This window comes from Vibrio gigantis, from assembly GCF_024347515.1.
Classification (GTDB): Bacteria; Pseudomonadota; Gammaproteobacteria; order Enterobacterales; family Vibrionaceae; genus Vibrio; species Vibrio gigantis.
On record NZ_AP025493.1, the window covers coordinates 305,311 to 327,716 of the forward strand.

Here is a 22,406-nt window from a genome sequence, read left to right on the forward strand (position 1 = left end):
GGAGTTTCGGATGCTTAAAGATGTACTTAAAACTAGGCGAGACCTACTAAATTTAAAACAAAGTGATGTTGCAGAGTTTGTTGGTGTGACCCCCCAAACATATATGAAATGGGAAAATGGGAAGAACGAGCCTAAGGCTAGTAATATCAAAAACTTAGCCGAAATCTTAAAAGTTAGTGAAATGGAGATTTGCCGTGGTGAACTATTCGACGTTGATGCTCACGAACAAGTAGAGTTCATGAAAACTGTTGCATCGATGCAAAGGTATATTGATAGTGTCACTTTTACATCAATTCTTCATAAATTCATTTTAGACAAAAATGAATTTCTCTCTGAACTAGATTTAATGATGCGAAAGCAGCACGGTATAAACATCAAAGACATGGAAAATGTGTCAGATGAGGTTTCGTTTAAAGCTCAAGAAAAAGCAGAGCTAAGTGGTGAGTCTAACTGGGAAAGGTTACCGTAATCCGGAATTCCGGACTTAATTCGGGTGTTACAGGAACCCGAACCTGAGAGCGCCAGTTTTGCGCGCTACGCTTGCCTCCCAAAATCTGCCTCTCTCTCATCATGATCATGACTGGGGGGTTGGATAGTTGGCTTATATACCAAGTAATAAAAAAGCCCAGCTATAAAGTTAGGCTTTCCTTTCTGACGCGCTTCGCTTGTCGACTCATTTTCGCTCTACAAGCGTAGCTTATAGCAGTGAAAATCGAGTTAAATAGACAAACATAAACTGCACGATAAAATTTGAGATCTGTATCACAAAATATTTTACGGAAAATTAAATGCTAATAAAATCAAATGCTTGAGCTTATGCTTTATATGATTACCGTACAATAAATTATGTTACTTCCTTAAACATACAGGTTGCCTAAAGAGAGCTTTGATATAATTTGACTCTTCGACGGTACTGTTACAAAAAAGCCCTAAGCATTCGGCTCAGGGCTCTTAATTTAGGGAGATCAACTATATCGAAGACCTGACAAACCTACTATTGGCAATAGCTGCTGTGATAACCGCAATAACAGCCCTAGTCAAAATCATAAAAAGCAAAAACTAATCTATCCAAGCCTGAAGAGTTACAGCTCTTTGGGCTTTCTTTTGCCAAGTAATCATAAGACTATCTAATCGTTAAAACAAGAACCCGCGTATTATGCAAATTATATTACGGGCTTCAATCGTAAAACGATTCTCACGATGAGCATTAAAAAAGGCCAGCAAGCTGACCTTTCTAATTGAGCATATCCCTCGCCCACGTTTGATTTCATTCAGGCTTTCAGCAAACCTCTAAACATAATTTAGACCCATAATACGCAGTCGAGGCATTAAAATCTGCGAGGATTACGAGACCTTGCTCTGGGTAGATTTTACGTACGCGCTGCGTAAATTCACGCATTTGGATTTAGCTACACGTTAGCTCCAAATAACTCACGCCATTTTCACAGCACCGGTTAAATACTTTCAAGCTCTAAACAAAGCGCCTGTTAAAATTTGGCTTTAGATCATTACAGATGCCCGCCAGACCATTACGTTGCTTTGTTCACGAAAAAGCAATTCTCATCTGATGCAAACCACTGAATATCTAACACGTTAAACTCCTCCTAACTTATACCGATGGCTACACAGAGCTGAGCGTAAGTTTTGTAAGCAATTCTGCTGTTCTGTTTTAGATTTCACACACGCGACTAGGTTAACTACACAAACGAAATCTAGATACTTGGTTTTATGCTACCTAAGATTGGTTGTTTCTAGCTTTAACGCCGTGAGTCCCATGGCAAAACCATCTACGAATACACTAGAATCTTTACATTTGATCCTACTCTGTGGAAACCTACGCTTCGTACTAGCTTTGCCTTTGAACCACCGAGTTTTAAGGCCTTAAACCTCGCCGTTACCAAATCTTGTTTATCACCAGCCGCAAGTTCAACTTGGCCAGCGCTCAAATGTACAAAGAAATCAGGCTCCGATCATGTATAACTCTAACAATTCAGGTGTTTATTTTTGAGGTTATCTCGACACGTTCTACTTACTCACTGTAAAGTACATATTTTAAAAAGTGACAGTGCAACATTGTTGAATTCAACTTAAAGAACATTAGTTGATGGCCCGCTACTTGGAGAGCTTATAAAGGGCTTAGATTCTCTCTAATGATAAAAAGCTACCCGCGCAATTTAACTGTACATTCATACAGTTAAATTTATATCCCCGCAAGAACGGGACTTACTGAGTAAAACACGTTCAAAATCAACGTTCTTTGCTCAATTTTTGAACTTCTATTTGGTTTAATGGCTCTCTTTTCTGTATAAAGAACAGCTCAGAACTAATTTTTAGGGTATAGCGATTCTACGAATACAAATACTCTAACTTTGATTGAACCTACTCTAAAGTAATGCGCATTGGGTTCGAATCACGTGTACGGATTAACATCACGAGCGACAAAGCATTCCGAAAACGCTACATATTTCTCTCGATTTTTTGACTAGCAATAAACCTTCTGTGTAACTCTCTTTTGATAAGATTATGAACAAGAGCTACATCATTGATCCAGACAAATACCCTACGCTGGTTAACACTGATAGCACTCATAATGATGGCACAATTGGCTTATTACGCAGTTCAAAAGATGGAATTGAGTTACAGTGTGACTTTAAGCGAGCTAAGGTTCTCATCCAATTTGTCACTACCGCAAATGAAACACTTGGCGAGCAGTATTTGCCTTATCGCTGGGGTGGTGAGGAGTTTCTACTCGTTTGGCTAGAATAAGTGGCGCTACAGTGTCACGAATTAATCGATGTTCTGTACCTGGCTATGAACAAAAATGCACGGCCTAACACGATTAGTATAACGGCTTCTAATGGTGTAAAGCAGAATGATTCGATACGTTATGTGATTACACGTGCAGACAAAGTGCTGTATGAAGCGAAGGACAACGGACGAAACTAAGTCGTAACATTTTATTAAGGCTCGCTAGACTGGACTGAACCTACATATTCAACTCTCGGCCACAACTTTATCAACGCGCGAAAACTCTGTCGATATCAACTCTCCACTCAAGAACCCGTTAGATTTTTAACTGCTGACTAAACAAACCCATAAGCTTTGTTGTCTCATCAGAATTCTAATCAATTTGGATACCTCTAAGCGCACTTTCATCATCTGAAATAACACTATCTGTAACCAATAACATTATCAGGTTGATACGTATCGCTCCTGAATCGCTCTATAAGCAGCTCTTCCTTACTAAGCACTTGTTCTTAAAGTCGCGTATTTGCCGAGTAAAGCTTGCTCTAAGCGGTGGTCAGTCACACGCGGTACGGGTTTGAACATTACCGTCATTACTTCTCTCGCTCTGTTCTTACATTTCTCTGCTTGTGAATATTCATACACTCGTACCCACCAAAAATACAAGTCACAACGTCACTAGCCTCAAAAATTGCCACATATTTACCCGCTTAGATTAGGCGTCATAAATACTGACACCCAAAATGGCGATTGTTTTACTTTCAGATCTCACTGTAATTTAATTACAACCCTAGACTAAGGAAAGTCTCAAAGGTTGATCATCCTGATGTAACTTATTGAATAAGCTGTATTTGAGGTTTTTTGACAGGTTGGAATTTAGGGTTACTGTAGGGTTGTTATGTGCGAGATAATATACTAAAGGGAATAGATTTTAGTTATAGTGCACCAAGTTAGTAAAAAAGAAGGGCTGATGCCCTACTCTTCTTTATTACTCATTTCTTCACGAATTTGCTCAGCGACGATTTTAATGGCTTGCGCTGTGCTGATGCCCTGAGTCATCATTTCTTGAATTCGTTCAACAGCTTTCTGTTGTTCTTCGTGAGAAAGAGTTGGTAAGTCGTTTAGCATGTTCTGCTCCTCTGTTTAGGAGCAGAACTATATAAGGACTGTTAGTAACTAGCAAGGAAATTGATTGAGGCACCCATAGCATTTTCATTCGTATAGTTAGCACTGATATCTAACTGGAATAAATTAAGTGGAGACAAACCAATACCGGCCGTCACTGTTCCTTCCGAATTTGAATACGCCAGGTTCTTGTAGTACCCTCCCCTTAGCTTAAGTTGACGCAGCAGGTCGACTTCAGTACCCACACGAATCATCTGCTCGTTATCATCAAATGACGTGAACTTTTCTGTCTCGTTCAAATCGTAATCGACACTTAACGTAAAATAGTCAGACACGATACCAGCACCAACTGTGTAAACTGGCTCTAATTTGTAGGCATATTTACCACCAACTGAATGTCCAGGAACGATTTCTTTTGTAGAGTCTTTTGTTTCGATGTCTCGAGAGATCAGGTTAGTCGCTGCGAACCCAACTCTAAACGGGCCAAAAAACCAAAGTGCACCAGCATCAACGTTAAACGTCGTGTCACCATCACCATTTTCACGTACATCAGACAAGTCATAGTCGTTTACCGATGCAACATAATTGTACGTGTAGATACGCTGTAGTTTAGGTGAGATGCCAAATGATAAGTGCTGTCCCATAAAAGTTTGATACTTAGCTAAGGATATACCGACTTCAGTGACTCCAATTGAAACAGCTTCTACTGCCGAACGCTGCAAATTGTCTGTATCACTTCCTGCCGTATATACATCTGGTGTTACAAAACTTTCGGTGTACGCTTTGCCAAACATGTTCGCAGCGATAAATTGATTAGGCAGTGCAAAAGCTACGACACCCCCCAAGTCAAAGTTCGCTTGATTACCATCAAGTTTCTTTAACCCATCCGTAATATCACTACCTGAAGCATCGAGCACTGCATCGATATTCGATTTCATGTCGTCAGGGTCGTTATAGCTACCACCAAAACTTGGCGTGATCATTCCCATGTCATCATTACGACGATAAATGGCAACAAGTGCTGGGTTATAAAATGGAGCGGTTAGGAAGTTTGCTGAAACAACACCAACGCCACCCATCGCATCACCACGCGCTTCAATGGCGTAGTTTGCTGCTGAAAGAGGAAGACTGGCGAATGCAATTGACACTGCGAGTAGTTTAGTAGTTTTTTTCATGCCGTTTATCTTTGTTAGATCCCTTACATAGTTAACGGCACAATTTTAAATTACTTTAACTCTTCTTCGCTAGAAATATCATAAGTTTTACTGATAGTTTGGGCTTGTTCTATCGCTATGTCGCCTTGCCACCGTGAATGCACCATTGAAACCGCCAAGACGTAGCGATCATTGGGAAGTTCTTCACCAGAGAGGTTCATTGGATAATCAGATTCGTAACTCTTGCCCCACATTTGTTCATAGTGTTCATCAATATAGTCGTACAAACCGATGTCGAGCTTAGGGAGTGGACAGTAAGGGTTTAACAGTTCTTTTTTATCAATTCGCCACGTATCTTTTGATGCCCAGCGAACTTGTTGGCGCATGGCTATTTCACCAAGAACAATCCAAGTGCTCCAAGACTCGCCGCCATCACCTTTTACGCTTAAACGATACAAACCGGATTCAAGTTGAGAGGCTAAATTGTAACGCTTGCGATATAGATTCACCGATGCGTTGTTTACCACTTCACTGTCTTTGGTTAACTCACTGTCCGACGAAACAATCTTATCGACCCACTTCTCGAAGGTAATGTCTTTAATGTCGTTTTCGGATTCGACATTAATCGATACGCGAAAGGTATCTCGGCCAGGGCTTTGAATAATGTGTCTTTTAACGACGACTGAACTAATCCAATCTGGAAGTGTTTTTCTAGTAAGGGTTTTACCACAATCTTTATTCAATGCCTGATCGAACAGTTCATTGAGGTGATCTTCTCGCGACTGAGAAGAGTTGATTTGCCAAACTTCCACTAGTGAATCAAACATCTGAGGTAAGTCATTATCTAACAGATGTTTATGAACTTGAGTCAGAGCATCACTACTCTTAAACCAATCCGCAGCTTGCGCGGTGTTCACTACGCAAGACAACATTAATAGTGGAAGTAAGGCTTTTTTCATTACGCTTTCATCTTGTAACCAACGCCACGCAGCGTTTCAATTTCTAGACCCGGCAGTTTCTGTCTTAGTTGCAGAACGTGCGTGTCAACCGTACGTGTCGTTGGGAAATGGTTGTAACCCCATACATGGTCAAGCAATTCATCACGTGTGAATACACGGCCTAGGTTACTTGCCAAGAATAGTAGTAAGTCGAACTCTGTACGCGTTAGCGTAACTTCCAGCTCATTGAAAAACACTTCTCGTGTCGCTTTATCGATAACTAGATTTTGAGCCATCACTTTCGATGCGTCTTGGTCTTCAGCATCTGGTAGTCTTAGTTGCGCGCGGATTCGAGCAAACAATTCGGCTTCTGCAAAAGGCTTAGTTAGGTAATCATTTGCTCCTGAATCTAGACCCGCTACTTTGTCTTTTACTGTCACGAGAGCCGTTAGCAAAATGACAGGGATATCTTTCTTTTTCTTCCAACCTGGAAGTGAATCTACTGAGTCACCATCAGGGAGTTGACGGTCTAAGATAACTAGATCCGCTTGTTCCCAATAGCCTTCAACTTCAGAGATCAGTTCTGCATGCAAACATTCATATCCAGCTTGCTCAAGGCTAACTAATAAACCGTCAGCTAAATTTTTATCATCTTCAACGAGAAGCAATGTCTGTTTCACAAGGTATCTCCAAAATAAATGTTGTTGGGGGGCCGATAAGCGTCATGTGACCGCCCATTTTACCGACCATAGATTCTACTATCGTCAGGCCTAAACCGAGTCCACTCTTACTTACGAATGGCTTTCTTAATTGCCCCCAATCTTTGCGAGACAAGTCTCCATTATCTATAACTTTGAATGTCAGTTTCTTGTCAGAAGTATTCAGTTCTAGTATCACTGGAGCCACACCGTATTTTACGGCATTTCTGATCAGGTTATCGATACACGTTCCTAACCAATATACGTTCACTTTTGCAGCAATGTCTTTGTTTACACGAAGTTCAATACCCGGTGCAAAGTCTTCTTCAACTTTGTATTGAAGCCACTCTTCAACACTTGGCACCCACTCTGTCGCGAGCGGTTGATTGTCTGACTGCAAATAGTCTTTGCTTGCTTCGGCTAGCTGTCTTAAACGGCGTGTATCTTCACATAATCTACGGAACTCATCATATACCGATTCTGGTAAGTGTTCGAATTCACGTCTGAACCCTTCAACCGTCAACGATAAACTCGCAATCGGTGTCCTTAATTCGTGCGTTAGAATTTGAAGAACTAACATTCGGCTCTTCATCTCTTGTTTCTTACTGTTCCAACGGTAAATTGCCCACCCCAAAACAAGCATGATGTTGGCGATCACCAAGATAAACATGGCAACTTGTAGAAGCTCTGAATGGTCTTCTATTTCCCAACACACGTTACCACGTTGGACAAAACAGCTATTGCCTTCTGAAGACAAGCTAAACGATAACCCAGCAAGTGTCGCGTTCTCGTTCCAAACTGATTCTTTATACAGGTAATATCTGTCGCCACGCTTTACCCACATCTCATCAAGTTCAACAAACATGCTCGCACCGGCTAACAGCGCAGTGATGGCTTCGCTATCCATTTGTTGTAGGCGAGAAAGCAGTTCGTCGTGTTCTGTGTTTGGTCTCTCCTGGATATGCATAAATCGTTTCAAGGAGTCGAACTTTTCTGGGTACTTTTCAACATATCGTGCAGCATAAGAACCACCACCAGGATGAATCAATCCACTACGGCTAAACCAACGGTCAGAAAGCTTAGTGCCTTTACACATTGCACGAGTAAAAACTAGGGGCTCAGTGATCAAAGGGCTTAACGGTAACTTACCGCTACAGGTTTTTGATAGCTGGTATAAGCGTTGGATGTCTTTTAACGGGTACTCTGCTGTTTGTGGCAACATAGAAGACGGCATGATCAAACGTGTTGGATAATCCGCCTGTAACACTCGAATATCGTAAGATTCGATTGCCGTTTCGTGATCAAAGAGTTTGGTGAAATTATCGATACGCTCAGGCAAAGAGTCAGCAAATGCGTTTGCTGACACAGACAACGTAGCGATAAGAAGAGTAAATGTTCTTTTGATGATCACAAACCAACGCAAATTCATATAGATCAACCAAATATATACCATTCGCTATCAAAGATAAATTTTTAACCGCATGAAAACAGTGGGAGTGGTGAGTTATAGCGGTAAATTACGTAATATCAGTATCGTGAGGCACAAGGGTAACCGTTTGTTGATTAACTAATCCAATTTTCATTCGAATGAGGTTGTGCCATTAATTCTTTGGCTAGTTCGCTATTCAATTCAGAATAAGGATACTTTCTAAGAATCAAAAAAAGGAGCTCAGTGAGCTCCTAATTATTATTACAAAGTGTTTTCTATAAATGCTCTAGAATACCTAGACAGCTCTGTTTCGCATCACCAAACAGCATCTGCGTGTTCTCTTTGAAGAATAGTGGGTTTTGTACACCCGCATAACCCGTGTTCATCGAACGCTTAAATACGATAACATTCTGGGCATTCCAAACTTCGAGTACTGGCATACCAGCGATTGGACTGTTTGGGTCTTCAAGTGCTGCCGGGTTTACGGTGTCATTCGCACCAATAACCAATACAGTATCTGTCTCATCGAAATCATCGTTAATTTCGTCCATTTCAAGAACAATATCGTAAGGCACTTTTGCTTCAGCAAGCAGTACGTTCATGTGACCCGGTAACCTACCCGCTACAGGATGGATACCAAATCTAACATTGATGCCCTGAGCTCGTAGCTTCTCAGTGATTTCATGCACTGGGTATTGAGCTTGAGCTACTGCCATGCCGTACCCAGGAGTGATGATGACTGACTTTGAGTTTTTCAGCATATCTGCCACATCTTCAGCTGATGTTTCGCGGTGTTCACCCTGCTCTTCATCGCCATCAGACACAACCACTTCTTGGCCGAATCCACCAGCAATAACGCTAATGAAAGATCGGTTCATCGCCTTACACATGATGTAAGAAAGAATCGCACCCGACGAACCAACCAATGCACCTGTTACGATAAGCAGATCGTTTGCAAGCATGAAACCTGCCGCCGCTGCTGCCCAACCTGAGTACGAGTTAAGCATAGATACAACCACTGGCATATCTGCGCCGCCAATCGATGCCACCAGGTGGTAACCGAATGCGAATGCAATAAGTGTCATCACCATAAGCGCTAACATGCTGCCATCCGCTTTAACGAACATAATCATTAACAATGTAGAAGCTACGATAGCCGCTAGGTTCCACTTGTGCTTGTGAGGGATGTTCAATGCAGACGAAGAAATAACGCCGCGAAGCTTACCAAACGCAACAATAGAACCCGTGAACGTCACCGCACCAATAAACACGCCAAGGAACACTTCTACCAGATGGATAACGTGCTCAGCATGAATATCAGCAGGGTTGATAGAAACAGCAGCAGGTGGATCGATGTAGCTGTTGTAACCCACAAGTACTGCAGCCATACCTACGAAACTGTGCAGGATTGCTACTAACTCAGGCATTTCAGTCATTTCTACTTTTCTTGCGTAGTGGATACCAATACCACCACCGATCACCATCGCTATGATGATCCATACAATACCTGCAGAATGAGGGCCAAAGATCGTCGCGATCAATGCGATTGCCATACCCGTGATACCGTAATAGTTACCTGCACGTGCAGATTCCTGTTTCGACAACCCGGCCAAGCTCATAATAAAGAATACAGCAGCAACAATATAAGCTGCTTGTACTAATCCTTCAGACATCTGTTACTCCTTAGTCTTTACGGAACATTTCAAGCATACGTTTGGTCACGGTAAAGCCACCAAAGATATTGATACTTGCAATTAATACGGCAATAAATGATAAGAACGTGACGACGCCACTTCCTTGTCCTATCTGTAACAGCGCACCTACAACAATGATCCCTGAGATCGCGTTAGTCACGGACATCAAAGGCGTATGCAGAGAATGGCTTACATTCCAAACTACGTAATAACCCACCACACAAGCGAGAACAAAAACGGTAAAGTGAGATAAGAACGCGGCAGGAGCAACCGATGCTATCCAAGCGAAAGCACCAACCGCTATTGCGATGCCGGCTACTTTCTTGACCGGGGACACAGGTTGTTGGACCTTAGGTGGAGCTTTAGCTTCTTCCGGTTTGGCCTGTTGTGGCTGAGCGGAAACTTGAATTGGCGGAGCTGGCCAAGTGACTTCGCCCTCTTTAACCACAGTAACACCGCGCAGAACGACATCTTCAAAGTCGATATTGATGTTGCCATCTTTCTCTTTGCAAAGCAGTTTCAGCAAGTTAACTAGGTTCGTTGCATACAATTGAGATGACTGAGTCGGCAGTCGACCAACCATATCTGTATAGCCAACCACCTTCACGCCATTAGCCGTTGTGATCACTTGATCAGCAACCGTATATTCACAGTTACCGCCATTCGCAGCGGCAAGGTCCACGATCACGCTACCTGCACTCATACTGTCAACCATCTCTTTGGTAATCAGCTTAGGTGCCGGGCGACCTGGAATTAGTGCCGTTGTAATGATGATGTCGACATCTTTAGCTTGAGCCGCATAAAGCTCCTCAGCTTTCTTGTTGAATGCTTCAGACATCTCTTTTGCGTAGCCATCACCCGCGCTGGTATCTTCCTTGAAATCGACTTCCAAGAATTCAGCGCCCATAGACTCGACTTGCTCTTTTACTTCAGGACGGACATCGAACGAACGAACGATCGCACCCAAACTACCCGCAGCGCCAATTGCCGCTAGACCAGCAACACCCGCACCAGCAACCAGTACTTTTGCCGGTGGAACTTTACCTGCAGCGGTAATTTGACCCGTGAAGAATCGACCAAATTCATGTGCTGCTTCAACAACCGCACGATAGCCCGCGATGTTAGCCATAGAACTCAATGCATCTAGCGCTTGAGCTCTTGAAATACGAGGTACAGAGTCCATCGCCATCACATTGATATTACGGCTGGACAATTGTTCCATTAATTCTGGATTTTGAGCAGGCCAAATAAAGCTGACCAATGTTGCGCCATCTTTAAGCAGGTCGATTTCATTTTTAGACTCGTCAACGATCGGAGCGTTAACTTTAAAGATAATATCGGATTTCCAAGCTTCATCTGCGGTTACAACTTTTGCTCCAGCTTGTTCATAAGCTGCATCTTCAAAACTTGCTAACGCACCTGCTTGTGATTCAACACAAACTTCAAATCCTAATTTTAGAAGCTGTTCTACCGATTTCGGCGAAGCAGCGACTCGCGTTTCACCTGCGAGTGTTTCTCTTGGTACACCAATTTGCATAGCTATTCCTTGACTATTGGCACAATGACTTATTCGTTTGTATCTAACGACAACTAATACTTCAAGCGTTTTGTTCAAAGAACAGGAAAAGTTATTACTTATAACAATTTGGATGGATTTTGAGCGCTTCATTTGAAGAAATGTCGAGCCTCTCGAACAAAGAGGTCAAACCACTTGAAAATAATCCTTTAAATAACAACCTTCTAGCTGTTCTTTATCCCTAAAACTAAAAAGAGCTTTCAGCATATACACTGAAAGCTCTCTAAATTATGACCAACATCAATTCTAACCCTAATTGGTTAGCTAAATATATTGTCGCCCATTTGGTCGATGAACATCTGCGATTTCTTAAGCATCAATTCATCGGCATCTTGTTTGTTTGAAACAACATCTGAACGAATGAAACGGTGGGTTTTGATTTCACCATCGAATTCTTTCTCTATTCGCCCAGCAACACGGTATTGACCAGATTCTGCAATGGCATCTTGATAGATATTAAAGCCTTTATATTCGACTGGCTCAATCTCTACTTTTTGTTCGGTTTTTTCTTTGCCACCAAATAATCTAGAAAAGAATCCCACGTTTTTTACTCCTTAAATGACCGTACTAACCGTAAACTATCATGACTGTTTACGGTTCAACAACGGCTTTTCATACCATTGTAATTCTACGTCATCATCAAAATTGTGTTGACTAAATATAACCGGTACGTTGTCGTCACGTTCGCGTCTTCGATCATCAATAATCATGCTTTCTGCATTTTTGACCGCGATCTCACTATTGCGTTTATAAAGCACCAATTTATCTTCTGGCAATGCTGAAAGAAAATCGATATCAAAACGAATATAGATCGGTTTAAGCTGACCTAAAGCCAAACACGCAAGATCGGCCAATTGTTCGTTGGTATAACTAGACACATATTCTTCGGTAGCCAAAACATGACCCACCAGAGTTTCCATATAGTTATGTACATCAACACTAATTTGCATATCACACCTCCATTTGTTGCGGTTTTCTAGTCGCAGTCGCTTTTGAATTTACTTGAAACCATGAAATCCCTAAAAGCTCCCTGCCACTCAGTTATAGGTTTCACTGTCCATAGTTGAAACTAAGGGGCGTTATTTAATCTTACTATGACTTCATTACAGAACTTACATAACTCTATTATAAGTAATCATCAAGCCCTTTAGATGACAGCACCAACATAAAAGCAGCGGAGCAGATTTTGTTAAGTATCTATAACGACTAATTAATTTCTCATATATACTGTGTAGTTCGTTCTATGGTTAATAGCAACTCAAATACATATAAAAATGATTGCACCAATAGCGACCTATGACTATGTTTTTGCTCTAATTTAGGTAAAAAGCTTGGCAATCGCTTGTTTAACCGTATCCTACGCATATTATTAAATAATAAGATCATCAATATAGTTAGGCTCACCACATAAATGGCATCATCTTTTGTAACGTCGAGCATGTTTCGATTTTGCTTCCCTTTAGTCCTGTTAACCATTTTGTTCGCTGGTATGGACAACGTCATTCTCGTGACGGACTCAAATTTAGGGTTTGCTAGCAACCTTCCTTACATTTTACTGAGCGTTGCGGTTCTGCTATGCCACACATTCAGACAAGGTCGAATGGCGATGGTATCAGTGACCATGCTTGTCGCTTATCTAATAATCCAAGTGCGCTTACAGACACCTCTCAATACCGGCACTACACTATTAGAGCTTTCTTTACTTGCGGCATTAGTACCTGTCACTTGCTTACTTGTTTATGCCTTCCCTGATAATGGCGTAAACTCCAAGTCGATGCTTCTCTACTCCATCGTTCTCGTTCTGTTCATGGTGTGGGCACAATTAATCGTCTCTCACTTCCATGCCGGTGGTTTTGAATCGTGGAGTGAAGGTCTTCTGTTTATTGTAAGAGACTTCTCCAAGCTGCCTTTTGTTTTGGTGTTGTATAGCCTTTGTTTGCTTGGCCTTACTGCCATTCTAGTGTTGGTCTATAACCGCTCTATCGATGTTGTGGTTTATAGCGCTATCTTGCTTTCTTCTTGTACGTTCATCTTCTTTGACGTTCAGTACATCTCCAGCACCATGTTCTCGTTGTCAGGCACGTTGATCATCGTCTATGTGATGTCTGCCAGTCATGATATGGCCTTTAATGACCAACTAACTAACATCCCAGGTCGACACGCCTTAGAGGTTGATATGAAGCATTTAGGGCGTAAATTTTCGATGGCGATGGTCGATATCGATCACTTTAAGAAATTCAACGATACCTACGGACATGATATTGGAGACGATGTGTTAAAACTGGTGGCTCGTATCCTGAGAGAGACTACCGGTGGCGCGAAAGCTTATCGCTATGGGGGTGAAGAGTTCACAATTATCTTTAAAGGCAAACATTCGGAACAAGTTAAAGAGCACCTTCAAGCTCTGATTTCCGAAGTCCAAAACTACGACATGACGATTCGGAATAGCCAGGATCGCCCTGATGATCATGAAGTGGGTATGAAAAAGCGAGGTAAGAACGGAAAACCGTCGAAAGTAGTGAATGTTACGGTGAGTATTGGACTGTCCGATAGTACAACCACCAGACATCCTGAAGAAGTGTTGAAGCTTGCTGACAAGGCATTGTACAAAGCAAAAGAAACTGGGCGAAATAAGCTGTGTGTTGATAGTTAAAAATATTGAACGCTTAGGGAATTACATAACTATAGACGTTAATAATGGTCTGCCTTAATAACTATCACTTTCAAGTACAGCCCCATTAATTTGAGGCTATGCCGGCTGAACAAAAAATGAGAACTTAATCTTGGTTGAAGAAGATAACCAAGCTGCCACCTTTTAAGCTACTTCCATAGTTAATCGTAAAACCGATTCCCACGTTATCGACCCATTCATTGAACATGTTTGGGTTAAGCAACCAACCTACACTGCCCTCGTAGTATGACGTGGTGCCCATAGAAGCCACGGTATCACCACCAATATCAATTCTTTTAATACTCGAGTACATCGATGTGATGTTCTTATCCCAACGTACCAGATCATAGAAAACCTTGGCTTCGTTGGCGATATACCACCCCTCGGGATGACCAATATTACCGTTATTAGCTTCCCCCCAACCAACGCCATTAAAGTAATGCCAACTGGTACTCAGTTTGTACTTTCCCCAGTCATTCTTATCTTCGTAAGTCAGTTTGATTTTAGGCTCGATAATGTAAGCCCAAGCATCAGTATTTAAATACACACCATCCAGTTGGTCTTGGATAGGCTCAAGCAGTGAAGAGCGATATTCATAGTCATTACGGTAGTAAGAGATATGATTACCAATTGCTGCACTAAAACTCCAATATTCGTCTAACTGGGACACATTCGCGAATTCTACATAACCAGAAACAACCGACTCTTTTTGAAAATCGCTTTTGATTGTAGACGCGTACTCAACATCGTTCTCAATCCGTAACGCAGACAGGCGTAACGTCACCTCTTGATGATTGTCTTCAATATAACTTGATAATTCAAATGTATAAGGCAAGCTGAGGGAGGTGATATTTTGTCGACGACTCACCGAATCATTCGAACCAATATCTTCATTATCCAAACTAAATACTTTGTTGGGATCAAAGTTATTGATACCAAAAGTGAATACATCGGTGTCATTGAGCAATACACTAGTGGCGAAGCTCTGCTCTAAATCCTTTCGAAAAAGATCTGATAGCGAATTAGCATTAACAGTGGTCGGCAAAGCGGTAAAAATAAGTGGAACCGCTAGCGTCCAAGATGTGTTAGTCATAGAAAATGACTTTGAATGTGGCATTTCTTTTATCACTTAAAACACTTCCTAGCTGAAACGCTAATAGAAGTATAAATTTAAATATATAAAAGAGCTCGCCAACTAACGAGCAAGCTCCAAAATGTTGCGTTGTACAAAGGTATTCCGACCACTTTGCTTCGCTTGATAAAGCGCTTGATCGACCTTTTCGTAAATAGAGGCGATAGATTCCCCCCCTTCAGGCATAAATGACAATACACCTTGTGACGCTGTCACTCTGTCAGAGATGGTTGAGTATTCATGTGCATAGTTCATATCATAGAGCGCCTCTTTAATCCGAATCGCCTGCTGTTCAGCAGCATCACTATCGGTATCACTCAAGATAACAACAAACTCTTCACCGCCATAACGGCCTACAAATTCTCCCGCTCGAACAAACAGCTGTTTCAAGGCATTCGCAAGCGCTTGCAAGCATTTATCTCCTTGAATATGACCATAATTATCATTGTAAGGCTTAAAAAAGTCTACATCTAGAAGTATCACAGTCATGGATATACTACGTCTTCCGTGCCACGCTATGCTCTCTTCAAGCTTAGTATCCATATATCGACGATTATACAATTTAGTCAGACCATCTTCGTTGGCTTGCTGTTGCAGAAGGATGTTCAGTTCTTCGAGTTTGGCGGTACTCTGTTTTAACTCTCGCCTCATGTACGCAATACGTTGCATCGCAATTAGCTTAGAGTTTAAAACAACCTTGTTTACCGGTTTGATCAGGTAATCATCACCACCAGCATCAATGGCTTTGGCGATCATTTCAGGTTCTTCATGGCCACTTAGAAAGATAATAGGAACCCATTCTGGGAAACGTTCACGGACCTCGTTAGCCACTTCAAACCCGTCCATATCAGGCATACTTATATCAAGTAATACAAGCTCAGGATCAAAACCAGAATAAACGTTTAGGGCTTCTTTACCACTACCGACAGCTTCAACAATATGACCCAGTTGCTTGAGTCGAATGGCAAGTTGCATTCTGTCTAGCTGAACATCATCAACCAGCAATATGCGCATCGAAGATCCCTTTTCTATCATCACATCACCTTTATCTAGTGTTGAATATTCAAAGTAGCTCATTTTTGGGCTTAAATCATGCCCTAATCTCTATATTATATTGACTTTTTTACAGATCTTTTTAGCATTGTTTCTTTTTAAAGAGAAATACTATGTCAGACGCTACAAACAACGAACAACAAGAAATCGATTTAACCACTATCTCACCTGAGCTTCGTCAAGTTATCGAATTTGATGGCGTACCAAAAGAGATGCACTTTATGGTTACGTCTATTCACGAAGTGTCTGAAGAAGCAGTGCGCGAAGCTTGGGACAGCCTTCCAGCAAGCGCACAAAATGTTTTAGACAACTTCGAGCAGTTCCACGCTCTAATCTCAGTTAGCCAAGCTTTCGCTGGTGTAAACGTAATGGAAGAGTTCCCTACTCTTAAACTTCCAGAAGACATGACTGACGAAGAAAAAGAAGAGTACCGTGCTCAGCTGCTTGACCAAGTTCTACACAACTGTGTAAAAGACATGGTTAAACAAATCAAGAAAGCTCGTCGTGACGCAATCTTGAAACGTGATTTCAAAGAAGTTTTTACTAAGTAAGTCGCTAATCGCCTAAACTTAGGCTGAGCGTTAACAGTAATACTTGAGATTAAGCCGCATGTTACTTTAAACACGCGGCTTTTTTATATCCGCTACTTTCTGCTCGATGAGCGTTACGTCTGTTTGTTCTTGCTATGGTTGTTCATGTGACTACACAAACAATATGCCTTAGCACTCATAAAGTGTCGCGCAAAACTGGCACTTATACCGAATAAAAATGACGCATGTATCCATTCATGGAATCAAGATCGAATTTTATCCGTTCTAAAATAAAACAGGAAACGAAGTTCACCGTTAGTTCTGAATGAGTTATCGCGTTAGCTTAGTGCGTTACCGCGATATCTCTCTGAGCAACACTCACACCTTTAATTTGCGCGAAAACACGTTGGCCGATTTCTAGATTTAGTTCATTCAGTGCCCACGACGTAATGGTTGCCCATAGGTAGCATCCAGACTCTAACTCCAGTTCAACAGCCACACTCTGCTTATTCGTGCCTTGTTGATGCGTCTCTACGCTTTTAATGGTGACAGGAAGGATATTACGTATCGAAGTCCCTTTCGGCTGCTCTAGCGTGATAGAGACATCATTTGCCCTAACTTGCAGCCTCACTGTAGTACCAAGTTCACTCGACACTTTCTGAACCCATAATGACGTCGACTGACCTAACCTTAAGCGAGACAGCGCATAATCATCATTATGTTCTGCTAAAGTCGCTTCAAACAACGAGCTTTGCTCTGAGAAAGATTGCCAAGGTTGCATGGCTCTCGATGCCCAAACCTCTTCCGTCACGCCCGATGAAATAACTTTGCCTTGATCAATGATCACAAGGTGATTTGCCAAGCGCAAAATTTCATTGAGACTATGAGTGACATAGATAATCGGTATTTGCACGGTTTCAGATAAATTCTCCAGAAACGGCATCACTTCACGCTTGCGGGGCAAGTCGAGAGACGCCAAAGGCTCATCCATCAACAAAATGCTAGGCTTTGATAACAATGCGCGTCCGATCGCCACACGTTGCTTCTCACCGCCAGACAAACGAGCTGGATAGCGATCAAGCAATGAGCCCAAAGACAACAGTGAGACTATTTGCTCAAAGTGCGCTTTATCGACGCTTTTCATTCCGTACTTAAGATTTGCCGCCACCTTCATGTGTGGGAACAATCGTGACTCTTGGAACACATAACCGACGTTGCGTTTGTGAGTCGGCAGGTTAATGCCTTTATCACTGTCGAACAAGATGGTTCCCGATACGCTAATCAAGCCCTTATCTGGCTGTTTGAGACCACTAATCGCATTGATAAGGGATGTTTTACCTGCACCAGAACGACCGAAAATTGCAGTAATACCACTACTTGGTAACTCCAAGTCAATATCAAAGAACGTTTCACCAAGTTGTTGCTGATATTGGAGGATCAAAGCACTCATGCATTACCTCCTAAGCGTTGTGCCGACTTTTTGTTTAGCCACTCAGAGAGCATCAATGAACCCAGCGCTATCACTATAGAGATGACACACAAACGCGCGGCTTCCATTTCAGCACCAGGGGTTTCGATAAAGGTATACATGGCCAATGGAATGGTTTGAGTTTCACCGGGAATATTTGAAACAAAGCTGATGGTCGCACCAAACTCACCTAGGCTTCTTGCGAATGAAAGCATGGTGCCAGTAATGATCCCTGGGATCATTAAGGGCAAAGTGATCGTAAAAAATACACGAAGAGGTGAAGCGCCCAATGTAGCAGCGGCCTCTTCAAGCTTACTGTCGACGGTTTCTAGGCTCAATCGGATAGAGCGAACCATCAGCGGCAACGCCACAACCACGCAAGCGAGTGCCGCACCTTTCCAACTAAAGCTGAATACAATACCAAACACATCATTGAGCCACGAGCCGATGATGCCTTGCCTACCCATCATCACTAACAGTAAATAGCCAATGACCACAGGGGGAAGTACCAAAGGCAAATGGACAATACTCTCAACAATGCTTTTACCAACAAATTGTTTCTTAGCGAGCAACCACGCCAAGCCAATGCCGATCGGAATAAGCCATAAGATGGCAAACCCAGCGACTTTCAAACTCAGCATTAAGGCTTGGTATTCGTATTCAGATAAATACATCATTTAACGCACTTCAAATCCAAAACTGTTCAAGGTGTCTTTCGCTTTTTCGCTATTGAGGAAAGTATAGAACTCTTCTGCAACGACTTTATCGCTCAACTTCGCTACAGGGTAACGTATTGGTGTATGTAAATCTGTTGGGAACGTCGATACCAGGTTTACTTCCTTAGAAAGCAACGCATCCGTTTTGTAGACAATGCCAAGTTTTGCTTCACTACGCTCTACCAAGGCTAACGCCATACGAACGTTGTTACTTGGTGCTAATCGATCCTTCACATCGTCCCATACATCCAAGTTTTCTAACGCTTCTTTTGCGTAAATACCAGCAGGAACCGACATGGTGTTGCCAACCGCAAGTCTTTCATTATCAAGAAGTTCAGACCACTGTTCACCTTTTGAAATATCAAATGAAATTGAATATTCCTTTGGAGAGATTAGCACAAGCTCGTTCTCACATAGATTTGTGACATTGTCACTAGAAACATAGTTTCGATCGACTAGATGAGTCATCCACTTTTCATTTGCCGAGATAAATATGTCAGCTGGCGCACCTCTTTCGATCTGTCGCACCAATGAAGATGTGCTGGCATAGACAGGAATAACATCAACAGAATGGTTTTTCTCAAACTCTTCAACTAACAGATTAACCGCATTGGTCATCGATGATGCCGCATAAACACGTAGTTTCTCGGTAGCCAAAGCATGAGTGGAACTCAACGAAGTGGTTAACGCTACCGCTAAAAGAGTGACTAGTTTTTTCATTGCTCTCACTTATCTGTTGTTCTTTTGATATCTAGACCAGTTTGTTTCAACTCAGGCCAAAGCAGGTCAAGATTTAAGTGCTCTTCGATGGCGTCCGCGATTCTATTAATACCCAACTCTTTCAGTTGTTCGTGGTCAATCGATGCTACTTCATTAGCCCCTGCCCATTCACAAATCAGTGATAGCGCACCACTGTTATCCAATACACCATGCAAGTAAGTACCAAATATCGAGTTATCTGAATTTATCGCGCCATCAAAGCTGCCAGATTCTAACTGAACCGGTAATGCCATTTCATTGACATCAGTCCTACCTACGTGAATTTCATACCCTTTTACTGGTGCCGACTGTCCATTTAGGCTTAAAGTCCCAAGCACGTTAGTTAACGTTTTCTGTTGCGTTAACGTGGTTTCAGCATCAAGGTAACCTAACCCTTCACTACTGCCCGGCTCGCCTTCAACACCATCAGGATCGTGGATAAGATTACCGAGCATCTGATAACCACCACATATACCCATTACTTTGCCACCTAAACGCAGGTGACGTTGAATGTCTTGATCCCAGCCTTGTTGTTTCAAGTAATCTAAATCGGCTCTTACAGACTTAGTGCCCGGCAAGATGATCAAATCGGCATTGTTTAAACGTTCGCCTTTACCCACGTAGCGAAGGTCAATAGAAGGATTCAGCCTTAACGCGTCGAAGTCAGTGTGGTTGCTGATCCGAGTAAGGACTGGTACCACGACCTTAAGCTTGGCCTCTCCATCGGACTCTTGAGCAGAGGTAATCGCATCTTCAGCTTCTAAATTGAAACCATGCAAATATGGCAACACACCAATCACAGGCTTACCAGTTTTCTCTTCCAGCCAATCAAGGCCCGACTGAAGCAGAGCAATATCGCCTCTAAAACGATTAATCACAAACCCTTTTACGCGAGCTTGTTCAGATTCAGATAACAGAGCTAATGTGCCATACAGGTGTGCAAATACGCCTCCGCGGTCGATATCAGCCACAATGATCACTGGTATATCGGCCTTTTCAGCAAACCCCATGTTCGCGATGTCATTCTCCCGAAGGTTAATTTCGGCTGGGCTTCCAGCACCTTCAATCATCACGCTATCGAATTCTTTTAAAAGTCGATCAAATGAATCAATAACCGTATTCATCGCAACTTTCTTGTAATCATGGTAGCCCGTAGCCTCCATATTACTTAACGCACGGCCTTGTAGAATAACTTGAGCACCAGTGTCTGAGTTGGGTTTAAGCAATACAGGGTTCATGTGAACCGATGGTTCGATATTACATGCTTGAGCCTGAACGGCTTGAGCGCGGCCAATTTCCCCACCATCTTTCGTCACAGCACTGTTTAACGCCATGTTTTGTGGCTTAAAAGGTGCCACTTTGACACCTTTCCTTGCTAAAACACGGCATAAACCTGCCACCAATACACTTTTTCCGGCATCCGACGTGGTTCCTTGAACCATAAGGGCGCTTAATGGTGCTAGCATTTTTACTAAAATCCTTAACTTTCAGCCCGCAGGCGATATATCTCTCAGACCATCTTAACGTCATTGCCGAGTAGATGCTCAATAAAATGAATGGAAAATGAATGTGTTACTCACTCTGGATTCAACCCCAGTGTTGTTTAATAGCTCCATCGAAACGAAACGTCTCTACCAAAGAAGTTCATTTAACTTTAAAAAACGTTTCAACTAAAAAACAACATTAAGGGATTCACCATGAAAAAAACTGTATTAGCTATCGCATCTACTATTATCCTTGCTCCTACTTTCGCAATGGCTAGTGACCATAACAGCAACAAGCACGAGAGCTCTATTGCTTACACTGGACCAATTGAGACCGTTTCTGTTGCGACCCTACTAGCAGACACAAGCATGTTCGCTGAGCAAGAAGCAATTGTGGATGGCAAGATTGTTCGCCAACTAAAGAATGACACATTTGTCTTCTCTGATGGGCAGAGTGAAATTCAAATCGAACTGGATGATGACATCCGCCTAGCACAGCCACTAACCGCTGACACAAAAGTGCGTATCTTTGGTGAATATGAAGGCGGCAAAACACCTGAAATCGAAGTGGATCATATCCAGGTTCTATAAGCGGTAAATACAAAGCATACTAACTTCAAATAATTGGCCTGCATATTGCAGGCTTTTTGTATTATACTGCCGCAAATACAATTTATATGGAGTCACCATGCTAGGTTGCACTAATAAGACTGTCCTTTTAGGACTAGCTGCACTGTGTTCTTTCTCTGCGTCTGCAAACAACTTTAACTACAACACATTCGAGCTACGCATGGGGGCTAGCCCTAGTACGTTTGGTGGTGAATTCACAACACTATTTACTCAAAATGCTCATTTTATCGGTCGTATTGATACTGGTTTCGAAAGTGACTGGGACGCAGCAGCCGGTGTTGGCTTTAATGGTCCTATTGGGCAGTTTGCCGATATCTATGGCCAGATGCTATTACACAACATTGAGCGCAACGACGAAAACGATATTAAAACGGAAGTAAACATCGGCGTAAAAGCCTGGCTCATTGCAAATGTTGAAGTTAATGCACGTCTTGGTCAGCTGATAGATAACGATAACAGCAGCTCAATTGTTGGTTTTGGTGCTCGCTTTCACTCAACCGATCAACTTTCTGTTGGTGTAGATCTGCGAAACAATGGTACTTATGGTCACCAAATCTTAATGTCGGCTCGATTCGGATTCTAATATCCCCCAGCACTTTTAGCG

At 42.2% G+C, this 22,406-nt stretch carries 22 protein-coding genes; 6 read left to right on the forward strand and 16 right to left on the reverse strand.

The window, feature by feature from the left end:
* Nucleotides 1-10 precede the first annotated feature (10 nt).
* On the forward strand, nucleotides 11-469 hold the full coding sequence (locus OCV56_RS17430) for a helix-turn-helix transcriptional regulator (RefSeq protein WP_086716348.1): 459 nt from the start codon (nucleotides 11-13) through the stop codon (nucleotides 467-469).
* A gap of 2,054 nt (nucleotides 470-2,523) precedes the next feature.
* Complete coding sequence (locus tag OCV56_RS26150) at nucleotides 2,524-2,766, forward strand: hypothetical protein (protein WP_143691575.1); 243 nt, start codon at nucleotides 2,524-2,526, stop codon at nucleotides 2,764-2,766.
* A gap of 477 nt (nucleotides 2,767-3,243) precedes the next feature.
* Here the strand turns inward: OCV56_RS26150 and OCV56_RS17440 are convergent, their stop codons facing one another.
* The 10 genes from OCV56_RS17440 to OCV56_RS17485 form a co-directional block, all read right to left on the reverse strand.
* Entirely contained in the window at nucleotides 3,244-3,390 is a 147-nt protein-coding gene (locus tag OCV56_RS17440) for a hypothetical protein (RefSeq protein ID WP_158094628.1), read from the reverse strand.
* A 330-nt stretch (nucleotides 3,391-3,720) separates the two neighbouring features.
* Nucleotides 3,721-3,873: a YoaH family protein gene (locus OCV56_RS17445; protein ID WP_004731009.1), complete on the reverse strand. Its 153-nt coding sequence runs from the start codon at nucleotides 3,871-3,873 to the stop codon at nucleotides 3,721-3,723.
* Nucleotides 3,874-3,914: 41 nt separating this feature from the next.
* Nucleotides 3,915-5,045, reverse strand: a complete 1,131-nt coding sequence (locus OCV56_RS17450) for a conjugal transfer protein TraF (RefSeq protein ID WP_086714030.1) — start codon at nucleotides 5,043-5,045, stop codon at nucleotides 3,915-3,917.
* A gap of 50 nt (nucleotides 5,046-5,095) precedes the next feature.
* Nucleotides 5,096-5,983 (reverse strand): DUF2861 family protein, encoded by an 888-nt coding sequence (locus OCV56_RS17455; protein WP_086714031.1) that lies wholly within the window; start codon nucleotides 5,981-5,983, stop codon nucleotides 5,096-5,098.
* Nucleotides 5,983-6,642 carry a response regulator transcription factor VxrB gene (vxrB, locus tag OCV56_RS17460; protein WP_009845363.1) on the reverse strand — a complete coding sequence of 220 codons (660 nt, stop codon included), beginning with the start codon at nucleotides 6,640-6,642 and terminating at the stop codon, nucleotides 5,983-5,985. The genes OCV56_RS17455 and vxrB overlap by 1 nt, the downstream gene beginning before the upstream one ends.
* On the reverse strand, nucleotides 6,617-8,089 hold the full coding sequence (gene vxrA / locus OCV56_RS17465) for a sensor histidine kinase VxrA (protein WP_048608294.1): 1,473 nt from the start codon (nucleotides 8,087-8,089) through the stop codon (nucleotides 6,617-6,619). The genes vxrB and vxrA overlap by 26 nt, the downstream gene beginning before the upstream one ends.
* Before the next feature lie 275 nt (nucleotides 8,090-8,364).
* Nucleotides 8,365-9,762, reverse strand: coding sequence for a Re/Si-specific NAD(P)(+) transhydrogenase subunit beta (gene pntB, locus OCV56_RS17470; RefSeq protein ID WP_086714032.1), 1,398 nt, complete (start codon nucleotides 9,760-9,762; stop codon nucleotides 8,365-8,367).
* A 10-nt stretch (nucleotides 9,763-9,772) separates the two neighbouring features.
* Nucleotides 9,773-11,320, reverse strand: a complete 1,548-nt coding sequence (gene pntA, locus OCV56_RS17475) for a Re/Si-specific NAD(P)(+) transhydrogenase subunit alpha (protein ID WP_086714033.1) — start codon at nucleotides 11,318-11,320, stop codon at nucleotides 9,773-9,775.
* A 299-nt stretch (nucleotides 11,321-11,619) separates the two neighbouring features.
* Nucleotides 11,620-11,901: an HlyU family transcriptional regulator gene (locus OCV56_RS17480; RefSeq protein WP_004731023.1), complete on the reverse strand. Its 282-nt coding sequence runs from the start codon at nucleotides 11,899-11,901 to the stop codon at nucleotides 11,620-11,622.
* 39 nt (nucleotides 11,902-11,940) lie between these two features.
* The gene (locus OCV56_RS17485) at nucleotides 11,941-12,309 is read right to left on the reverse strand and encodes a late competence development ComFB family protein (RefSeq protein ID WP_017060104.1); all 369 of its coding nucleotides are present in this window, start codon (nucleotides 12,307-12,309) and stop codon (nucleotides 11,941-11,943) included.
* Nucleotides 12,310-12,770: 461 nt separating this feature from the next.
* Between OCV56_RS17485 and OCV56_RS17490 the strand changes: the two genes are divergently transcribed.
* Entirely contained in the window at nucleotides 12,771-14,012 is a 1,242-nt protein-coding gene (locus OCV56_RS17490) for a GGDEF domain-containing protein (protein ID WP_086714034.1), read from the forward strand.
* A 124-nt stretch (nucleotides 14,013-14,136) separates the two neighbouring features.
* Here the strand turns inward: OCV56_RS17490 and OCV56_RS17495 are convergent, their stop codons facing one another.
* A complete protein-coding gene (locus tag OCV56_RS17495) occupies nucleotides 14,137-15,147 on the reverse strand; it encodes a Solitary outer membrane autotransporter beta-barrel domain (protein WP_086714035.1) in 1,011 nt (336 codons plus the stop codon).
* Nucleotides 15,148-15,225: 78 nt separating this feature from the next.
* Nucleotides 15,226-16,197 (reverse strand): diguanylate cyclase, encoded by a 972-nt coding sequence (locus OCV56_RS17500; protein ID WP_190960450.1) that lies wholly within the window; start codon nucleotides 16,195-16,197, stop codon nucleotides 15,226-15,228.
* Nucleotides 16,198-16,328: 131 nt separating this feature from the next.
* On the opposite strand from OCV56_RS17500, the gene OCV56_RS17505 reads away from it, so the two are divergent.
* Nucleotides 16,329-16,766: a DUF3069 domain-containing protein gene (locus tag OCV56_RS17505; protein ID WP_017069091.1), complete on the forward strand. Its 438-nt coding sequence runs from the start codon at nucleotides 16,329-16,331 to the stop codon at nucleotides 16,764-16,766.
* Nucleotides 16,767-17,088: 322 nt separating this feature from the next.
* Here OCV56_RS17505 and modC read toward each other — a convergent pair whose 3' ends face one another.
* Genes modC through OCV56_RS17525 form a run of 4 tightly spaced genes read right to left on the reverse strand, consistent with a single transcriptional unit; the run spans nucleotide 17,089 to nucleotide 21,154 of the window.
* The gene (gene modC, locus OCV56_RS17510; RefSeq protein WP_086714036.1) at nucleotides 17,089-18,195 is read right to left on the reverse strand and encodes a molybdenum ABC transporter ATP-binding protein ModC; all 1,107 of its coding nucleotides are present in this window, start codon (nucleotides 18,193-18,195) and stop codon (nucleotides 17,089-17,091) included.
* Nucleotides 18,192-18,890: a molybdate ABC transporter permease subunit gene (modB, locus tag OCV56_RS17515; RefSeq protein WP_019822703.1), complete on the reverse strand. Its 699-nt coding sequence runs from the start codon at nucleotides 18,888-18,890 to the stop codon at nucleotides 18,192-18,194. The genes modC and modB overlap by 4 nt, the downstream gene beginning before the upstream one ends.
* Entirely contained in the window at nucleotides 18,891-19,649 is a 759-nt protein-coding gene (gene modA / locus OCV56_RS17520; protein ID WP_086714037.1) for a molybdate ABC transporter substrate-binding protein, read from the reverse strand.
* Between the two features lie 5 nt (nucleotides 19,650-19,654).
* The gene (locus OCV56_RS17525; RefSeq protein WP_086714038.1) at nucleotides 19,655-21,154 is read right to left on the reverse strand and encodes a cobyric acid synthase; all 1,500 of its coding nucleotides are present in this window, start codon (nucleotides 21,152-21,154) and stop codon (nucleotides 19,655-19,657) included.
* A 231-nt stretch (nucleotides 21,155-21,385) separates the two neighbouring features.
* Here OCV56_RS17525 and OCV56_RS17530 point away from each other — a divergent pair, with 231 nt between their 5' ends.
* Both OCV56_RS17530 and OCV56_RS17535 read left to right on the forward strand, forming a co-directional pair.
* Nucleotides 21,386-21,763, forward strand: a complete 378-nt coding sequence (locus OCV56_RS17530) for a YgiW/YdeI family stress tolerance OB fold protein (RefSeq protein ID WP_086714039.1) — start codon at nucleotides 21,386-21,388, stop codon at nucleotides 21,761-21,763.
* A 97-nt stretch (nucleotides 21,764-21,860) separates the two neighbouring features.
* Nucleotides 21,861-22,385 (forward strand): hypothetical protein, encoded by a 525-nt coding sequence (locus OCV56_RS17535; RefSeq protein WP_086714040.1) that lies wholly within the window; start codon nucleotides 21,861-21,863, stop codon nucleotides 22,383-22,385.
* Nucleotides 22,386-22,406: the final 21 nt, after the last annotated feature.